This is a genomic window from Prosthecobacter debontii (genome assembly GCF_900167535.1).
GTDB classification, from domain to species: Bacteria; Verrucomicrobiota; Verrucomicrobiia; order Verrucomicrobiales; family Verrucomicrobiaceae; genus Prosthecobacter; species Prosthecobacter debontii.
The window spans coordinates 1-17,479 of record NZ_FUYE01000006.1; the positions used below are offsets into that span (position 1 = coordinate 1).

Consider the following 17,479-nt stretch of genomic DNA (forward strand, 5'->3'; position numbering starts at 1 on the left):
GGGCGTCCCCTCGATCCACCTCGCATAGCCGGATAATTGGGCGGCACACTGGAAGAGCGAACATGAAGGGTTCGCGCCCAACACATCCGGCCTACAATGGGACGGAGATGAATGCTTCATGGGTGAGCATTGGCGGCTAGGATCTCGGGATGCAGCCAAACCGTAGCCTCGTTTTCGCCCAGCCGGGCTTGGAGGGGATTCTTGGCCAGATAACGCACCGTTTGTGCATAGTGATCGGCATCCCGAATGATCCGATCAAAACTTTCCTCCTGCCAGAATGAGCCCGAACGTCGCAGTGCCTGATGAAGACATGCTGCGCTGTGTCTTTTCCACGCCCGAGCCAAACTCTCCGGGGTGTAACCATCCAGAGGGCGACAAACTACATGCACATGGTTAGGCATGATTGCATAAGCCAGCATCTCGGTGCGAATGCCTTCGAAGTGATGCAAAGCATCGACTAGAAATTGACGATATTCTGGACGACGCAGGAGACATTCGCCATGGTTCTCATCCAGCAGATGCTCCAGTTTCCGCATTTGCACGTTCTGAAACTCACGCCAAGCGGCCAGCTCATTGGGAGGCAACTGACCGTTGGTTTCAGACGCGGCTTGAGCGAGGCGAGACTGCCATTCCCTCGCTTCCGCTTTCATCTGCTGCATCACAGGAAGGGGAATGGAATCATGCGCACGAAACGTGATGAAGTAACAACGGCCGGGCACGCGCCAGTGCGGCATGTGTCGTTGATAGACGCAGAAGTCCTGGGTGAGAGGACTGTCAGGATCAAACCCCAAAAAATGGGAAGGGAGTGGCACCTGCGCAGGAACGAACCAAAGCATGCCTCTGAATGAAGAACGCGGCCCAACTTGCAACTCCCATTTAGATCCAACGGCTCTAGGCCATCCCTCCGCTGCTCGCAGACCCGTAGGCCGGATGTGTCCGGCGGGAAAGAGCGAGCAAACAGGAGCGACGTCATCGCCGGATTATCCGGCTGTTCGGGGGGATTAGCCCTGAAGTGTCATTGAACCGTCGTGCCTCATCGGTGAGCGAGCGGGGGCATGGATCAATCTCATGCGAGGCGTTCCCTCGATCCACCTCGCATAGCCGGATAATTGGGCGGCACACTGGAAGAGCGAACATGAAGGGTTCGCGCCCAACACATCCGGCCTACTTGAGGGCCCGTCGTCCGTAGGCCGGATGTGTCCGGCGGGAAAGAGCGAGCAAACAGGAGCGACGTCATCGCCGGATTATCCGGCTGTTCGGGGGGATTAGCCCTGAAGTGTCATTGAACCATCACGCCTCATCGGTGAGCGAGCGGGGGCATAGGTCGATCTCAGACAGGGCGTCCCCTCGATCCACCTCGCATAGCCGGATAATTGGGCGGCACACTGGAAGAGCGAACGTGAAGGGGTTGCGCCCAACACATCCGGCCTACGGGAAGGCCGCCACCCTCACGGAGGCGTGAGCTTCCCCACCAGGTTGCTTAGATACGGGAAGAGCTGCTTCTTGCGGCTGACCACGCCGGGCATGTCATAGACCTGGGGGCTGCGCTTGTGATAATCCACATCAATGGCCGACTCCACGCGGGTGTCTCCGGCCACGAGCAGCACGCTGTGGTGGGCGGTGATGTCGGTGACCATGAGGCAGGCGAAGTGCAGCTTGTGCGCTTCACACAGGGCCTCCAGGGCGGTGTGCAGCTCGGCCTGCTTTTTCCAGAATTCATCGAGGCCCATCTCCTCGATCTGACTGATGCTGATGCGCCAGCCGTTTTCTTCGAAGACCTTGCGGTCGCCTTCGATGGCGCGGGCTGGGGTGGCCTCGCGCAGCAGGGAACCGGCGGCGAAGAAGTCCTTCACAAACTGGGCGGCATCCACACCGGCCACGCCGGCCAGCCACTCCAGGATCTCGCGATCCGTGTTCGTCGTGGTCGGGCTGGTGAGATTCAGGGTGTCGGAGATCAAACCCGCGCACAGGCAGATGGCGGTGGATTTGTCCGGCGTCAGCCCACGCATTTTAAACATGATGCCGACGATGGTGCTGGTGCTGCCCACGGGTTCATTGATGAAGCGCACGGGTTCTTTGGTGCGCAGGTTACCACTCAGGCGGTGGTGATCCAGCACCTCGATGATCTCGGCCTCATCGGCACCGGCCACGGCTTGGCTGAATTCGTTGTGATCCACCAGCACCAGCTTCGTGCGTGGCACCTCCACGAGGTCGGATTTGGAGAACACGCCTTCCAGTTTCCCCGTTTCTTCATCGATGACGGGGAAGAGCGGCTGGTGGGAGTTTTGCACCGAGTGAATGAGCTCCCGCAGGGGAGTGCGTGAGCCAAAGGAGACGTATTCATGCGCCGCCTCACCGATGGGGCGGGAGAAGCGGATGAGCTGGGAGGCACTGGCGGTATCCTGTGGGGCGGAGATCACGCAGATGCCCTTTTCCCGGGCCTGCTGCAGCAGACTGTCCCAGGGCATGAAGCCGCCGGTGACGACGAGGCAGCGCACGCCCATCTCCATGGCCAGAGCATGGATTTCAGGGCGGTCACCCGTCAGCAGCACGAGCTGGCGGGGATTGAATTGCTTGGCGCGCTCCCGGGAGGTCTCCACGCTGGAGGCGGCCACCACCAGCAGCAGATCCTCCACCACCTCGGTGCCGGAGGTATCTCCGATCATCTGGCCACCCAGGGCGGTGGCCATGTTTTGCAGGCTGGTGCGCACCTCGCGGTTGGCGGCCTTGTGGTTAGACTCGCTCGGCAGGAAGAGCTGCGCCATCTCCTGGATGGTCGGCATGCCCAAGAGCTTATGGTCTGCATCCACCACCGGGATGGAGCGGAAGTTATGCTCCAGCATCTTGCGATAGACGGAGAGGAAGGTATCGCTCGGTGCCGCCGTCATCACATCCTTCCGGCCCACCATGGCCCCCGTGGGGCGCACATCCAGCAGCAGCTTCGGCGCTTCCACACCTGCGAGTCGCAGCACCCAGTTCGTGCGGGCATTGATCTCGCCACAGCAGGCGGCCACCACCTCATCCTCCCGCACCTGACGCAGATACGAAGCATAGCCAATGGCGGCACAAATGGCATCCGTATCTGGATTGCGGTGACCGATGACGTAGATGGGGGCGGACGCGGACATGAGGGCTGGAAAAGCGAAGCTGGAGGCGAAAAGAGCGGCAAATGTAAGGGGGAAAATCCAGAATGCTAGCCCAAGCCACGATCTTGAGGACTCCAATCAAAGATTTATCCCTAGGGTGCTCTGGCAGGCGAGTCGTTTGTCCAGTCCGGTAAATCCCGGATTTTTCCAGGACTGACTTCCGGACAAACGCCCTGCGGTTCCAGTCATTCACGGCGACATGGTTTTTTCTGCCGTGGATGAGGTCGATTCCGCAACGCGGGGTTTGCCCAGGATCTCCGCACGATCCGGCGCGTATCTTGCGTTACGTGTCGGTGAATCGGACCTTTGTTTTCCGCGCTCGTCTTTTTCGCTCAAACACCCTACCCTCCTTTTCATGCGTGCCTGGACCTGCCTCAGCTTTCTCGCCTTGGTGACCGTCTGCCCAGCCGATGAACCGGTGAAATCGGTGGCCGAGGTGGCGGAAGAGACCAAGCCCTCGGTGGTGAAGGTGCTGCAGGCGGGGCGGGAGGGGCTGGACGGTCTGGGCGCAGGCTTCGTCGTGAGTGAGGAGGGCTTGATCGCCACGAATCTCCACGTCATCGGGGAGGCACGGCGGCTGGAGGTGGAGATGGCCAATGGCGATAAACACGAGGTGGTGGAAGTGACTGCCACGGACGCGGAGCGGGATCTCGCCCTGTTGCGCATTGCTGAAAAAGGCCTGAAACCGCTGCCGCTGGCCGATAGTGAAACCGTTCGCCAAGGTCAGCCCATCGTCGCCATGGGGAATCCTGAGGGGTTGGGCTTCAGTGTGGTGGAAGGGGTGGTGTCCGCTTATCCCGATCTCATCAATGAAGTGCCCATGATCCGGCTGGCGGTGCCCATCGAAAAAGGCAACAGCGGCGGCCCGCTGCTGGATCGCCAAGGGCGGGTGCTGGGGCTGCTGACGCTGAAATCCGCCCGCACGGAGAATCTCGGCTTTGCCATGCCGGTGAATGCCCTCAAGCGTCTGCTTGAGAAACCCAATCCGGTGCCCATGTCCCGCTGGCTGACCATTGGCGTGCTGAATCCTCGCTTATGGCAACCCTTGTTAGGCTCGCGCTGGACGCAGCACGCGGGCGTCATCCAGGCCTCCACGCCAGGCACCGGCTTCGGCGGACGCTCCCTCTGCCTGTGGGCGGCCCCGGTGCAGGAGTCCCCGTTCGAAGTGATGGTGAATGTGAAGCTGGATGATGAATCTGGCGCGGCAGGGCTGGTCTTCTGCTCCGATGGTGAGGATGTGCATTACGGCTTTTATCCCTCCGCCGGAAAGCTGCGCCTCACCCGCTTCGAGGGAGCGGATGTGTATTCCTGGACGATCCTGGCGGATGTGCCCACGGAGGCCTACCACAGTGGCGACTGGAACCAACTGCGTGTGCGTGTGGAGTCGGAGGAAATCATCTGCTGGGTGAATGGCCAGCAGGTGCTGGTGCAGCGGGATGATGCCCTACGCGGCGGCCAGGTAGGTCTGTGTAAGTTCCGCAATACCGTGGCCCAGTTTCGCGGCTTCAGGGTCGGGACAGACCTCTCCGAGAAACCGGTGCCGGAGACGGTGGCGGCCTCGATTGGGAAAACGCTGAAGGATTTCCAAGCCGAACCGAAGGAACGGCAGAAAGCACTGAATCAATTGTTAGAAAAGCCCGGTGAAAGTCGGCGTGTGCTGGTGAACCAACGGCGTGAGCTGGAAAAGCAAGTGGCGGCGCTGAAGGAGCTGGAGCATGATCTGCATCGCGCCTCCGTGACGCGGGATCTGGTGGCGGAACTGGCCAAGCCGGAGGACCAGATCGACCTCATGCGCGCGACTCTGCTGCTGGCCCGTCATGACAATCCGGAGGTGGACATCAAGCAGTATCTCCAGGGCTTTGAGCGCATGGTGGATGAACTGAAAAAGGCCCCTGAGATCACACAGGGCACCGTGCCTGCCGTGAAGCGGATCAACCGCTACCTGTTCGAAGAAAACGGCTTTCATGGCAGTCGCCATGACTACAGCAGCAAGTCCAACAGCTACATGAATGAGCTGCTGGATGATCGTGAGGGCCTGCCCATCACTCTGTCCGTGCTGTATATCGAGTTGGCCGCACGGCTGGGCGTGAAGCAGGTCTATGGCCTCGGTTTGCCCGGCAAGTTCATGGTGGGCTATCGCGAGGGGCCGGAGGGGGAGCTGCAACTGCTGGATGTCTTCGAGCGCGGCAAAAAGGTCTCGCTGGAGCAGGCGGCGCTTGAGCTGTCGGACATCGGTTCCTTCCCCGAAGAAATGCTGGAGCCTGCCTCGAAGCGCTCCATCATCCTGCGCATGCTGAACAATCTGCTCGGCACGACTCTGGATGATGTCGCCGCGGTCAAAGAGACGCTTCCGTATCTCGACCTCGTCATCGCGCTCGATCCTGACTCCGCTGTGCAGCGCATCACCCGTGCTCGCATGAAAGAGCGTCTGGGGTTCCGCTCCGAGGCGGCTGCTGATGTCCGCTGGCTGACCGACCATTTCCCTGAAGACGGACCTAACCAAGTGCGTAACCAGCTCCTGGATTGGCTGGATGAGTTGGAGTGAGGGGCGGCTGGAGCAGGGGCGGTGGTCTCACTTCACTCCAAGCCGCGATGGGCAATCTCGTCCTCATTGTAGCCGAGGTAGTGCCCCAGCTCGTGGAGCAGCGTGATGCGAACTTCATCCCGGAAGCGGGATGTGTCCCGCTCGGCAAACTCCCAGAGATTGTCGATGAACAGACGGATGCGGGGAAGCTGCAAGGGAGATTCAGGCTCAGCCTCTGTCAGTGCAGCGCCTTCAAACAGGCCCAAGAGATCGTCTTCCAAAGCCTCTCCTGCGGCCAAACAATCTGTCAGGTTGACCGCCTCGATGACACAGGACTCGGCCGCGACGCGCACGGGTTCAGGGAGGCTGTGGAGGGTCGTGCGGATCACCGCATCCGCCACGGCATCGAGGGACGCGTCACGTGAAGCCATGAGTTCGGTCAGAGGAGACGTGGGGCCTTGCTCGCTTCAGCTCAGATCAAGGCTGGTCATACATGCTGCCCGCGCTCCGGCCGTTGAAGTTTCGGTTACCGATGTCCTGCATGTAGGAGCCCATGATCTCATTGCCAATGCCATTCTGGCGAGTTGAATTATAGACGGACCCGGAGATGGAGCCGACGCCGGGAGGAGACAGTGCCTGAGGCCGATCCGGGGTGGGGATGGCGTTGGCCTTCATGTCACTTTGCACCAGCGCATGCCGGTTCCAGGCCATGGTATCCACGCGATTTTGCACACGTTTTTCCAATTGAGCTTGGGCAACTTTATATTGTTCCGTGCTGAGCTGGCCACTGCGACGTTGGGCATCGAGGTCGGCAAATTCCTCGCGATACTCCTCCCGCACACTGCGCTCCAGTTCATCCAGCTTTTCTGCCGTGGGCATGCTGTGGATGCAGGCGTTGAGAAACCCGCTGACGAAAAGGCAAAGGACGAGGCGAAAACGCATGATTTTCTCATGGTAACAGTCCCACAGCCGCTTTTCAATCCAAACCACGGTGCATCCGCCGACGTAATCCAGAGACTTCGCGCTTCTGTTTGTCCTCCCACTCTCCCGCTCCCCATGCCCACTGAAGACCCGATTGATGTCGATCTCGCCGAGACAAATGCCCCCCGGGGTAACTTCCTGCATTACCCGAGCTCTCGTCTCGGGGCCAAAATCATCCCTCAGGATTTGACCAATTTCAAAAGCCGCGGCGTCTCTCGGGTGGAGCGAGAACTGCAGCAGGAGCTCATTGAGCTGCGTGAGAGATACCTCCAGGTCATCGATGCCTTCAATTGGAACAAACTGATCTATGAGGCTCGTTTCGGGTTCGAACCGGTCATTGGCGAGCGTTATCACCTTTACGAGGTGGAGGGAAAGCACCACCTGAGCATGATCGAACCGGAGAGCTGGCACCAGAAGTGGATCGGTAGCTTTCGGCTAAATGCGGATGGCCGCTGGCAGGTGGAAAAGATCGCTGAGGACTTTGATCTGCGGGCATGGATCAGTGGTCAGGGAGCCACCGTCTAACCTTTTCGTCACGGCATTCCGCCTCTTTTTGCGGGCCCACTCAGGCATCTTGCCAGGTGGGCTTTCCTATTTTCCTGTCTTGCACCCGGCCTGCCCTGCCGCCAGACTAGGCACCCAACCACCTCATTTTCATGCTTCGCTGCGCCTTCATCGCCGCTGCTCTCGTTTTTATGTCATCGCTTTTGCCTGCCGTCGCCTCCGTCACGTCTGAAGTCTGGGGTAAAACTGCCGCAGGGCAAGACGTCCACCTCATCACGCTGACCAATGCCAGCGGTATGGTCGTGCGGCTCATCAGCTATGGCGGCATCATCGTCTCCATTCAAGTGCCCGACCGTGAGGGTCAGGTGGCGGATGTCGTCTTGGGCTTCGACACGCTCGAGCCTTACTTGGGTAAGCATCCGCACTTTGGCTGCATAACAGGTCGTTATGCCAACCGCATCGGCGGCGCTTCCTTTATGCTGGATGGCGTGATGCATGAGGTGACCGCTAACTCCGGTAAAAATCACATCCATGGCGGCAAGAACTCCTTTGATTACCAGGTGTGGAAACCGGAACTCAAGGCGGATCAGAACGCCGTGGCTCTCACCTACACCAGTGCGGATGGTGAAGAGGGCTTCCCAGGAAAACTGGACTGCACCGTGACCTACAGCCTGAGTGACGACAACACGCTCAAGATCGAATACCATGCGGTGACGGATAAGACCACCGTGGTGAATTTAACCAACCACAGCTACTTCAACCTCGCCGGTGAAGGTAGCGGCGACGTGTTGGGCCATGAGATGATGATCCCGGCGGATCAATACACGGCAACGGATGATGCGTTGATTGCCACGGGGGAATCGCCTGCGGTGGCAAACACTCCGATGGATTTCACCACCCCGCATCTCATCGGCGAGCGCATCGACGCCCCTTTCAAAGCCTTGCAGCAGGGCAAGGGCTACGACCATAACTATGTGCTCCGAGGCTACACCCCTCCCGCCTCGGACTCGGCCGAAGCAGCGCCTCTGCTCCTGGCCGCCCGTGCCAAGGACCCAAAGAGTGGCCGGGTGATGACGGTGCATACCACAGACCCGGGCGTGCAGTTTTATACTGGCAACCATCTCAAAGGCGTGCGGGGGAAAGGTGGCCATGTGTATGAGACCCGCCACGGCTTCTGTCTGGAGACCCAGAAGTTTCCCGATAGCCCGAATAAACCGCAGTTCCCCTCCGCCACCTTGCGCCCTGGCGAGACTTATCAGCATATCACGACCTTCAAATTCTCTGCCGAGTGACCGCACCTGTTCCGCTGCCCAAGCCTACCCCATCCGTGACGCCCATGTTCGTTCAGGAACAGGATTTTGCCGCCCGCCAATACAAAGGACGTCGGGAAAATCAGGAGGACTACTATGCCTTTGCGGATGCTGCTGAACTGGGTGAGGAACCTTTGTCGAAGATTTTGTTGGTCGTGGGAGACGGTCTCGGGGCCCACGCCGGTGGCAGTGTGGCCAGTTATTTAGCGGTGAATGCTTTCGTGCGTGCTTTCCACGAGCAGCCCGGTGACGCGAGCTGGCGCCTGCGCACCGCCCTGGATACGGCCAATGATACTCTAGGCTTCATCACCGAGCGGATGCCGGCGGTGGCACCGCCGATGGGCACCACGATGCTGTCCGTGCTCATCAGTCAAAAGGAGGTGCAATGGATCAGCGTGGGAGATTCCCCACTCTTTCTTTATCGCAAAGGCAACCTCACGCGTTTGAATGCGGACCACTCCCTGGCTCCCTTGCTTGAGGAGCGGGTTAAGGCCGGTCAGATGACGGCTGAGGAAGCGGCCAATCACCCGGGCCGCCACACCCTGCAGAGTGCTCTCATGGGCATGCCGCTGACGCTGGTGGATTTTGCTGCGGATCCCATCAAGCTGCTGCCGGATGACATCATCATCGCGGCTAGCGATGGTCTTTTCACGCTGACGCACAAGGCTCTTCAGGAACTGCTCCACTTTGGCCAAAACACCACGGCTGACAAGATCACGGACGCCATTCTGTTTGCCATCCGCCGCATCAATTTCGACCGACAGGACAATGCCACCATCGGTGTGGTGAAGATCCCGGGAGGAACGACGGATAGCTGAAGAAAAGGGGTTGATGGCAACTGCCGAACTCTTCGTTAGGTCGGCCTCAGGCCCCTTTCCGATAAAACGGCTTCTTCACGATCTCGGCGGGGAATTTGCGACCGCGGATCTCGATCTCAAGGGTGGTTCCGATCCCGGCCGCCTCATACGGGACATAGGCCATGCCGATGCCGCAGCCGAGGCTGGGGGATTGGGTGCCGCTGGCGACTTCGCCGATGACTTGATCACCGAACCACACGGGGTAATGCGGGCGGGGCGGTGGGGCGGTACCCGTCATTTTGAAGGCCACCAGCTTGCTGGGCAATCCGGCAGCTTTTTGCTCCACGAGGGCGGCTTTGCCCACGAAGTCTTCTTTGTCCAAGGCGACGAAGAAACCCAGCCCGGCTTGGAGCGGGGTCTTGTCGGGATAGAGATCGTTGCCATTGAGCGGATAGCCCATTTCCAGACGCAGGGTATCGCGCGCACCGAGACCGCAGGGCAGGCCGCCTTGGGCCCGAGCCGCCTCCACGAAGCGGTCAAACCACGCCTCGGCAGTGCTGGCGGGCATGAAGAACTCAAAGCCCTCCTCCCCTGTGTAACCGGTGCCGCACAGCCACATGAATCCGGCCTCGCCAGCGGAGACAAAGAGGCTGTTGTGTGGTGGGAAGGGAGCCTCGGTGCCAAACACGGCTTCAAACACCGCGCGGCTCTGCGGGCCCTGGATGGCGAGCCCGGCGGTGACGTCGCTGAGATTCGCCATCTGCACGTCTTCATCCTCGCGGAGCAGGCTTTGCAGTTGCGCCCAGTCTTCGGCGATCTTGCTGGCATTGACCACCACGAAGAACTCCTTGGCACTGCTGCGGTAGAGGATGAGGTCGTCAATGACACCGCCCTGATCGTTCAGCAGGAGGCTGTATTGTCCTTGGCCGATTTCCAGCTTGGTCACGTCATTGGTTAGGGCGCGGTTGAGGAAAGCCTGGGCCTCTTGGCCGCTGACGATGAACTGGCCCATGTGGGAGATGTCAAAGACGCCCACGGCCTTACGCACCGCGTGGTGCTCCTGCACGATGCCGGTGTATTGCACAGGCATCTCCCAGCCCGCAAAGGGGATCACTTTTCCACCCAGGGTGAGGTGACGATCATACAAAGGCGTGCGGAGCAAGGGAGCATCGGACATGATGGGGCACAAGAGTGGCGGTGTGGGGGCCCCTGTCAAAGCGTGGTTCACATTCCGTGTTTGAAATCCAGGCCCGCCATCGTTTCGATGAGCCATGACTTTTCGTGTTCTTCTCGCTTCCTTATGGATTCTCACCGCTGCCGGCGCGGCATCGGCTCAGACTTCGGCTTTCCCTGAGGCGAACGTCCTGCTCACGCCAGGGGCGGAATACAGCGATGTCGCTCGCGTGTGGCAGGGCATCCCGGGCATCGAACGGGCGAAGAACGGTCGCCTGTGGGTGACGTGGTATAGCGGGGATGAAGGCGAGGGCGCGATGGGCAATTACGCCCTGGTGAGCAGCAGTGGGGATGCCGGTCAAAAGTGGACGAGACCCCTCGTCATCGAAGGCCCCAAGGGCACGAAGATTGGTGACCCGATCCCCTGGCTCGATCCAAAAGGCAGGCTGTGGGTGTTTTACAATCAGCTCACCGAAAAAACCGCCGAGCACCCGACCCTGCGCGCCACCTGTGCGATCCGTTGCGATGATCCCACCAAGGCCACCCCTGTGTGGTCAAAGCCCCGCGTGGTGGCAGAAGACGGAATCCTCTTTGGCAAGCCCCTCGTGCGCGCGGAGGGCGGCTGGCTGGCTCCGTTTTTCCTGATGGGAAATCTGCAAGGTCGGCCTGATACCGGCACCCTGCTGAGCACGGATGAGGGCGCAAGTTGGCAGTGGCATGGCGGCACCAGCATTCCAGAAAAGCTGCGTAACTTCAGCGAGGCCACACTGGCTCAGCGCCAGGATGGAAGCCTCTGGACCGTCATCCGCACCACGCAGGGGCTGTATGAGAGCAGCTCTAAGGATGGTGGGAAAACCTGGACGGAAGCCGTGGCCATGCCGTCGTTTGAAGGACCTTCCACTCGGGCTTGTTTACGGAAGCTGGCCTCGGGGGCCTTCATGCTGGTGTATCACGATGCCAAGAAGAACGAGAACGGGGCCTACCCACGCACACGCCTGACGGTGTGGCTGTCTGAGGATGAAGGCCGCACCTGGCCGCATAAGCTGGTGGTGGATGAGCGCAGCAGTGTCTCGTATCCGGATGCCATCCAGGCCACTGATGGACGCATCTACATCACCTATGATCATGGCCGCTACAATGCGGGTGAGAAAGAGGTGCTGGTGGCCGTGCTCCGAGAGGAAGACATCCGCGCGGGCAAGTGGATCTCGAAGGATGCTAAGGAGCGCCTGCTGGTGAATCGAGCCTTCGGCTACGGCAACCACTCCGATAAACGCGATGAGGCCAAGATCGCTGAGAGCCTGCCGCCCAAGGACAAGCTGCATCTCTACCTGCTGATCGGTCAATCCAACATGGCAGGCCGGGGTGTGCTGGATACGGAGAAGCGCATCTCGCGCACACGCTTGCTTAAATTCTCGCCTAACAACAAGTGGACCACGGCAGTGGAACCTCTGCATTATGACAAAACCATCGCCGGAGCAGGTCTCGGCATGAGCTTCGCCCGAGAGATGGCGGATGCGGACAAGACGATCACGGTGGGATTGATCCCCTGTGCGGTGGGCGGCACTCCTCTGGAGCGCTGGCAAAAAGGGGGCGACCTCTATCAGCAGGCCCTGGAGCGGGCACGCCTAGCCATGAAGGAAGGCACCCTGAAAGGCATCCTCTGGCATCAGGGGGAGGCGGACTCCGGCAGTGAAGCTAAGGCTGGGAACTATGCCGATCGTCTGGCCGGGATGATCGCCGATCTGCGTGCCGACTTAGGGGCCGGGGAGGTGCCCTTTGTCGCCGGCAAGTTGGGGCCCTATCTGGCAAAGATGAGCAAGGACGGCAAGCCCAGCTACTGGCCGTTGGTGAATGAACAGATCGCCAGTCTCCCGGCGCGGGTGCCGCACACCGCAGTGGTGGAGTCGGAGGGGCTGAAGCATAAGGGGGATCAGGTTCACTTCGATACCGAATCCCTGCGTGAGTTTGGCCACCGCTATGCCGAGGCGATGAAGCCTTTGCAGAAGTGAGGGGCTGCGCCTAGTTCTCAGGCATGTCAGTCACGCTCCAGCAGATCGCCCAAACGGCAGGCGTCTCCGCCATGACGGTGTCGCGGGTGATGCACCAGTCACCTCGAGTCTCGGTGGAGACGCGCGAGCGTGTGCAGGCGGCGATTCAGCAACTGGGCTATCAACCCGATCCCCATCTGGCGCGCATGATGACGATGGTGCGCGGGCGCAAGAAGGCGCGCGTGCGTGCGGTCATCGCCGTCATTCGTGAAACGGCCCCCAAGGATGCCCTACATCAGACAGCCTATCAGTATGTGCCCATCGAGGCCATTCGCCAGCGTGCCGAGCAGCACGGTTACCTCGTGGAGGAATTTTGGTTAGGCCAGGATGGGCTGGACTCGGAGAAACTGGTGCGCATCCTCCAAGCGCGTGGGATTGAGGGCATCATTGTGTCGCCCCAATCCTCGCAGATGCTGTGTGCGCAGCTCGACTACCGGGCTTTTGCCGCAGCCACCTTCGGCTTCGGTTTGACCCAGCCTTCGTTGCATCGGGCAGCAGGGAACATGAATCTGGGCATCCAGATGGCGGTGAAGCAACTGAGCGCACGTGGTTATGAGCGCATCGGCCTCGCGGTCACGCAGTGGATTGATCATCGCGCCGAGGGTGCCTACAGTGGAGCCATGCTGCATGCTCAGCAGAGCCTGCCGGTGGGCCAGCGGGTGCCCGTGCTGCTCTTCCCGCACAATGACTTCAGCCGCTGCCGCAAGGAGTTCATGGACTGGATGGACGCGCATCATCCCGATGCCCTCATCACCTTCGATCAGCATGTGCCGGAGTGGCTGAATAAAATGGGTCTGCGGGTGCCGGAGGACATCGGCCTCGTGGTGCATGACTGGACCCCCACCATGAAGGGCTATGCAGGCATCTATCAGCGGCGGGATCACGTGGCCGCCGCCGGGGTGGACCTCGTGGCCACGCAGCTTTTACAAAACGAAACCGGTGTGCCCGAGGTGCCACGCCAGATCCTCATCCCTCCGCAATGGATCGAAGGAGAGTCGATCCGGGCGAAGCTCGTGTGAACGCGGCAGCGTCCCGGAGTGCGGTGGCAGAGAGGCAAGGGCAACGCCTTGCCTCGTCGACACCGCTCTGGGTGATGGAAATGAATTCAGGAGGAACTCTCTATCTTCTTGAGTAAGGGCTGTCGAAGAGTTCAAGACCCCTCGATAGCGGTGTCGCCGAAGCCTCCCGGCTCCGGCTTCTTTGCCACCGCACTCCGAGACGCTTCGCGGCCACGATAATCACTTCTGGTTAGGCTCGGGATTCAGGGTGAGGATGTAGCTCACTACGTTTTTCATGGTTTGTTCATCCTCGATGAAGAGGGTGGCCATTTGCACCATCTTGGCACCTTTTTCATCGCCCTTTTCTGCGCCACGGTGCAGGCCTTTGAACTTCTTCAACTGCGCGAGCAGATACCAGCCCTGCCTGCCCACCAGGGGCGGGCTACCGAAGAGCTGCTCACCACTGGCATTGTAGCGGTGGCACTCCATGCAGCGCTCGTAAAACAGCTCCTGCCCGGCCTGCACATCGGCCCCGGCCAGGGTGCGCTCCTTGGGCGGAACGAGGGGCAGGGATTCCACATGCTGGGCCACTTCGACGATCTGCTCGGGCTTGAGTGTTTTCGCGATCGCGGCCATGAGCGCACCTTGGGGGTCGGCTTGGCCGTTGTGCCCGCGTTTGCCATCGTGGAAGTTGCTGAGTTGGCGCTCGACATACCAACTCGGTAGATGCGCGATGGAGGGGGCCTTGATCTCGTCATTGCCCTGGCCCTGGGCCCCATGGCAGGCGGCACAGGTCTTTTGAAATAAGTCCGCACCCTTGGCCTGTTCCTGAGCCTGCAGGAGCGCAGGCAGGAGGCTGAGCGTGAGGAGGAGTGCGGCTTTGACCATAAGGGGAATTAAACGCGCATCCCAGCGTGATTCTCCGCCGGACTCAAGCCTGGGGCAAGACTCGCACAGAGAATGACAAACTCAGGCCCGGAGGCTCATGCAGCCTTGCACGAGGGCGGGCCTCTGTCACACTCCGGCCTCTCCACTCCATGTCCACCATCGTTGTCGCCCAAAAGAATGGCGTTTCCTGCATCGGCGCAGATACCATGAGCAGTCTTGGTTCCCTGCGGCAGAAGGCGCACCACGTCGTCAATCACACGAAGATCACCCATCAGGGGGATAGCTACATCGGCCTCACCGGCACCTCCTCCAGTCTCGTGGTGATGAACAGCTACTTTGCCAATCCGGAGCGCCCCCGGGATTTCTCCTCCACGGATGCCATCTTTGAGACCTTCCGCCATGCCCATCATTGGATGAAGGCAGAGTATTTCATGTCCACCTCTCCCGATAAAAATGAGGAGTATGAGACGACGCAGTTCTACGGCCTGATCGCCAACCCGCACGGCATCTTTGCCCTGTATTCCTACCGCACCGCGCAGCAGTTCAAGCGCTACTGGTCAGCCGGTTCAGGCCGTGACTATGCCCTGGGGGCCATGCAGGCAGTGTATGATCAGTATGAGGACGTGGTGGACATCGTCAAAGCAGGCCTGCACGCCGCGGCGGAGTTTGACAGCGCCACGGCGGCACCCTTTGAAATCTTCACCTGCGATCTACTCCAGCCTGAGAAGCCCAAGCCTGCCAAAAAGAGCCGACGCAAGGCGTAAGCTTTGGCCCCCGCCCTCCGTTGTTTTCCACCCAACTCCATGAGATATCTCCCGCTTGTTTTTATCCCTGTTCTGGCGCTGGCCGATGGCCCCAAGGACAATGTCGCCGATGACGTCCGCCCCATCCCACCGGTGGGTGTGGAGGTGCCCGCTGCTGATGCGGAGGCGCTGAAGAAAGGCCTGTCTGAGCTGCGTGCCGCCATCGATGCCGCTGTCAAAGCCCAGGCCAAGAACCCCAAGCTGGCGGATCTGCTGCCAGACGTGGAGGTCTTTTACAAAGCCGTGGATTGGGCGCTGAAATATAAAGAGATCCATAAAGTGACGGAGGTGAAGTCCGCTCAGGAAGCCCTGGCGGAAGGTAAGCTGCGCGCGGAGCAGCTGAAGAACGGTCAATCCCCCTGGACCACGCAGAAGGGCCTGGTGGTGCGTGGCTATCGCTCCAAGATCGATGGCTCTGTGCAGCCTTATGGCATGGTCATTCCAGAGAGCTACAGCGGTGCGCCGACACGTCTGGATGTCTGGTGTCATGGCCGTGGGGAGACCCTCAGCGAGCTCGGTTTCATCGATCAACGACGCAAGCAGACGGGCAATGTCGCGCCTGCCAATGCCATGGTCATTCACCCCTATGGCCGCTACTGCTGCGCCAATAAATTTGCCGGTGAGATCGACCTGCTCGAAGCCATGGCTCACGCCAAGAAGTTTTACACCATCGATGAAGATCGCGTCATCATGCGCGGCTTCAGCATGGGTGGTGCGGCCGCGTGGCAGTTCGGTGTGAATTACACGGACAAGTGGTGCGCCGTCAGCCCCGGAGCTGGCTTTGCCGAGACACCGGAGTTCCTGAAAGTCTTCCAAACCGAAGACGTGAGCAAAATCCCGGCTTATGAAAAGACGCTCTGGCACTGGTATAACGCCACCGATAGCGCCGTGAATCTCTTCAATGCACCGACCATCGCCTACAGCGGTGAGATCGATAAGCAGAAGCAGGCGGCGGACATCATGGAGAAGTATCTGAAGGAGGAAGGCATCGACATGATTCACATCATCGGGCCGCAGACCGCGCATAAGCTGCATCCTGATTCCCTGATCGAGATCGAGCGTCGTCTGGCTGAAATCTCCGCCGTGGGTCGGGATCGTAATCCGTCCGAGATCTACTTCACCACCTGGTTCCTGCGCTATCACCAGATGCACTGGATCACCGTCAACGGCCTAACCAAGAGCTGGGAGTGTGCCCGAGTGCATGCGAAGATCACCGGCGCTAAGGAAGTGACCGTGGACACGGAAAACGTCACCGCGCTGAGCATCGACATGCAGCCCGGTCAGTGCCCCTTCAGCGTGCGTGAGGTGCCCACCGTGAAGATCGATGGCAAAGCCCTGACGGTGAACAAGCCGTTGTCGGATCGCTCCTGGACCGTGCATCTGCGCAAGCAGAACGGTCAGTGGGCTCAGGTGGAAACCGCCCTGGAGGCAGGCAAGCTGAGCAAACACCACGGCCTCAGCGGCCCGATCGACGATGCCTTCATGGATAGCTTCCTCTACGTGAAGCCCACAGGCACCGCCCTGAATGAAAAAGCCGGTGCCTGGTGCAAAGCCGAGATGGAGCGGGCCAGCTTTGAATGGCGTCGCCAGTTCCGTGGCGATGCTCCGGCCAAAGCCGACAAAGACATCACCGACGCGGACATCGCGGCGAACAACCTCATCCTCTGGGGGGATCCGCAAAGCAACAGCGTGCTGGCCAAGGTCATCGCCAAACTGCCCATCCAGTGGAGCAAAGACAAGCTGGTGGTGAATGGCAAGACCTACGATGCCGCCACCCACGCCCCCGTGCTGGTGTATCCCAATCCGCTGAACCCCAGCCGGTATGTGGTCATCAACAGCAGCTTCACCTATCGTGAATACGACTACCTGAACAACGCCCGCCAAGTGGCCAAGCTGCCCGATTGGGCCGTGGTGGACCTGACTCAGCCGAAGACCACCCGCGCTCCTGGGGGCATCCCTGACGCCGGTTTCTTCGATGACGCCTGGCAGTGGTCGAAGGCGAAATGAGAAGCGGAATTTAGCCTAACATCGCATCACATCACATAAGGCGGGTTTGTCCGGCCATGTCATGGAGGTCAGTGACCTCGATTTCAGGCCAGATGACCCGCCTTTTGAATGAAGACGAAGTGAGGTCTTCCGAGTTCGGAGCCCCGCCTTGAGGCGGAATCAAGGGAGTTTCCAAAGGTCCAAAGTCCGGCTGAAGCCGGGGCTTCGAACGAACGGAGAGATGCCTCCACGTACGCCGGATGTGTTCGGCGTATCCAAGTTGGCTGTCAGTTGTGGGGTCGTCGCCGAACTATCCGGCTT

General features: G+C 60.0%; 14 protein-coding genes. 8 read left to right on the forward strand and 6 right to left on the reverse strand.

Annotated elements, in window-relative coordinates:
- Positions 1-116: 116 nt before the first annotated feature.
- Together B5D61_RS10345 and B5D61_RS10350 are read right to left on the reverse strand one after the other, a co-directional pair.
- Positions 117-836, reverse strand: a complete 720-nt coding sequence (locus B5D61_RS10345; protein WP_078813317.1) for a transposase — start codon at positions 834-836, stop codon at positions 117-119.
- A gap of 612 nt (positions 837-1,448) precedes the next feature.
- On the reverse strand, positions 1,449-3,128 hold the full coding sequence (locus tag B5D61_RS10350) for a putative manganese-dependent inorganic diphosphatase (protein ID WP_078813318.1): 1,680 nt from the start codon (positions 3,126-3,128) through the stop codon (positions 1,449-1,451).
- Positions 3,129-3,501: 373 nt separating this feature from the next.
- Between B5D61_RS10350 and B5D61_RS10355 the strand changes: the two genes are divergently transcribed.
- Entirely contained in the window at positions 3,502-5,691 is a 2,190-nt protein-coding gene (locus tag B5D61_RS10355; RefSeq protein WP_176159341.1) for a transglutaminase family protein, read from the forward strand.
- A 32-nt stretch (positions 5,692-5,723) separates the two neighbouring features.
- Here B5D61_RS10355 and B5D61_RS10360 read toward each other — a convergent pair whose 3' ends face one another.
- Together B5D61_RS10360 and B5D61_RS26235 are read right to left on the reverse strand one after the other, a co-directional pair.
- A complete protein-coding gene (locus B5D61_RS10360; protein ID WP_078813320.1) occupies positions 5,724-6,101 on the reverse strand; it encodes a metallopeptidase family protein in 378 nt (125 codons plus the stop codon).
- A gap of 46 nt (positions 6,102-6,147) precedes the next feature.
- Positions 6,148-6,612, reverse strand: coding sequence for a hypothetical protein (locus B5D61_RS26235; protein ID WP_176159342.1), 465 nt, complete (start codon positions 6,610-6,612; stop codon positions 6,148-6,150).
- Between the two features lie 114 nt (positions 6,613-6,726).
- Here B5D61_RS26235 and B5D61_RS26240 point away from each other — a divergent pair, with 114 nt between their 5' ends.
- From B5D61_RS26240 to B5D61_RS10380, 3 genes are all read left to right on the forward strand, one after another.
- On the forward strand, positions 6,727-7,176 hold the full coding sequence (locus tag B5D61_RS26240) for a DUF2452 domain-containing protein (protein ID WP_176159343.1): 450 nt from the start codon (positions 6,727-6,729) through the stop codon (positions 7,174-7,176).
- Positions 7,177-7,307: 131 nt separating this feature from the next.
- Positions 7,308-8,447 (forward strand): aldose epimerase family protein, encoded by a 1,140-nt coding sequence (locus B5D61_RS10375; RefSeq protein WP_078813323.1) that lies wholly within the window; start codon positions 7,308-7,310, stop codon positions 8,445-8,447.
- Positions 8,444-9,283 carry a PP2C family protein-serine/threonine phosphatase gene (locus B5D61_RS10380; RefSeq protein ID WP_139373182.1) on the forward strand — a complete coding sequence of 280 codons (840 nt, stop codon included), beginning with the start codon at positions 8,444-8,446 and terminating at the stop codon, positions 9,281-9,283. The genes B5D61_RS10375 and B5D61_RS10380 overlap by 4 nt, the downstream gene beginning before the upstream one ends.
- 46 nt (positions 9,284-9,329) lie before the next feature.
- Here B5D61_RS10380 and gcvT read toward each other — a convergent pair whose 3' ends face one another.
- Positions 9,330-10,439 carry a glycine cleavage system aminomethyltransferase GcvT gene (gene gcvT / locus B5D61_RS10385; protein WP_078813539.1) on the reverse strand — a complete coding sequence of 370 codons (1,110 nt, stop codon included), beginning with the start codon at positions 10,437-10,439 and terminating at the stop codon, positions 9,330-9,332.
- Positions 10,440-10,533: 94 nt separating this feature from the next.
- Here gcvT and B5D61_RS10390 point away from each other — a divergent pair, with 94 nt between their 5' ends.
- The gene (locus tag B5D61_RS10390; RefSeq protein WP_078813325.1) at positions 10,534-12,444 is read left to right on the forward strand and encodes a sialate O-acetylesterase; all 1,911 of its coding nucleotides are present in this window, start codon (positions 10,534-10,536) and stop codon (positions 12,442-12,444) included.
- 23 nt (positions 12,445-12,467) lie between these two features.
- Positions 12,468-13,502, forward strand: a complete 1,035-nt coding sequence (locus B5D61_RS10395) for a LacI family DNA-binding transcriptional regulator (protein WP_078813326.1) — start codon at positions 12,468-12,470, stop codon at positions 13,500-13,502.
- Between the two features lie 219 nt (positions 13,503-13,721).
- Here B5D61_RS10395 and B5D61_RS10400 read toward each other — a convergent pair whose 3' ends face one another.
- Positions 13,722-14,369, reverse strand: a complete 648-nt coding sequence (locus B5D61_RS10400; RefSeq protein ID WP_078813327.1) for a c-type cytochrome — start codon at positions 14,367-14,369, stop codon at positions 13,722-13,724.
- A gap of 149 nt (positions 14,370-14,518) precedes the next feature.
- On the opposite strand from B5D61_RS10400, the gene B5D61_RS10405 reads away from it, so the two are divergent.
- Together B5D61_RS10405 and B5D61_RS10410 are read left to right on the forward strand one after the other, a co-directional pair.
- The gene (locus tag B5D61_RS10405; protein WP_078813328.1) at positions 14,519-15,133 is read left to right on the forward strand and encodes an Ntn hydrolase family protein; all 615 of its coding nucleotides are present in this window, start codon (positions 14,519-14,521) and stop codon (positions 15,131-15,133) included.
- A gap of 39 nt (positions 15,134-15,172) precedes the next feature.
- A complete protein-coding gene (locus B5D61_RS10410; RefSeq protein WP_078813329.1) occupies positions 15,173-17,179 on the forward strand; it encodes a prolyl oligopeptidase family serine peptidase in 2,007 nt (668 codons plus the stop codon).
- Positions 17,180-17,479: the final 300 nt, after the last annotated feature.

Coding starts and splice junctions, on each gene's coding strand:
- B5D61_RS10345 (WP_078813317.1), bottom strand. CDS start 836: ATGCTTTGGTTCGTTCCTGCGCAGGTGCCACTCCCTTCCCATTTTTTG.
- B5D61_RS10350 (WP_078813318.1), bottom strand. CDS start 3,128: ATGTCCGCGTCCGCCCCCATCTACGTCATCGGTCACCGCAATCCAGAT.
- B5D61_RS10355 (WP_176159341.1), top strand. CDS start 3,502: ATGCGTGCCTGGACCTGCCTCAGCTTTCTCGCCTTGGTGACCGTCTGC.
- B5D61_RS10360 (WP_078813320.1), bottom strand. CDS start 6,101: ATGGCTTCACGTGACGCGTCCCTCGATGCCGTGGCGGATGCGGTGATC.
- B5D61_RS26235 (WP_176159342.1), bottom strand. CDS start 6,612: ATGCGTTTTCGCCTCGTCCTTTGCCTTTTCGTCAGCGGGTTTCTCAAC.
- B5D61_RS26240 (WP_176159343.1), top strand. CDS start 6,727: ATGCCCACTGAAGACCCGATTGATGTCGATCTCGCCGAGACAAATGCC.
- B5D61_RS10375 (WP_078813323.1), top strand. CDS start 7,308: ATGCTTCGCTGCGCCTTCATCGCCGCTGCTCTCGTTTTTATGTCATCG.
- gcvT (WP_078813539.1), bottom strand. CDS start 10,439: ATGTCCGATGCTCCCTTGCTCCGCACGCCTTTGTATGATCGTCACCTC.
- B5D61_RS10390 (WP_078813325.1), top strand. CDS start 10,534: ATGACTTTTCGTGTTCTTCTCGCTTCCTTATGGATTCTCACCGCTGCC.
- B5D61_RS10395 (WP_078813326.1), top strand. CDS start 12,468: ATGTCAGTCACGCTCCAGCAGATCGCCCAAACGGCAGGCGTCTCCGCC.
- B5D61_RS10400 (WP_078813327.1), bottom strand. CDS start 14,369: ATGGTCAAAGCCGCACTCCTCCTCACGCTCAGCCTCCTGCCTGCGCTC.
- B5D61_RS10405 (WP_078813328.1), top strand. CDS start 14,519: ATGTCCACCATCGTTGTCGCCCAAAAGAATGGCGTTTCCTGCATCGGC.
- B5D61_RS10410 (WP_078813329.1), top strand. CDS start 15,173: ATGAGATATCTCCCGCTTGTTTTTATCCCTGTTCTGGCGCTGGCCGAT.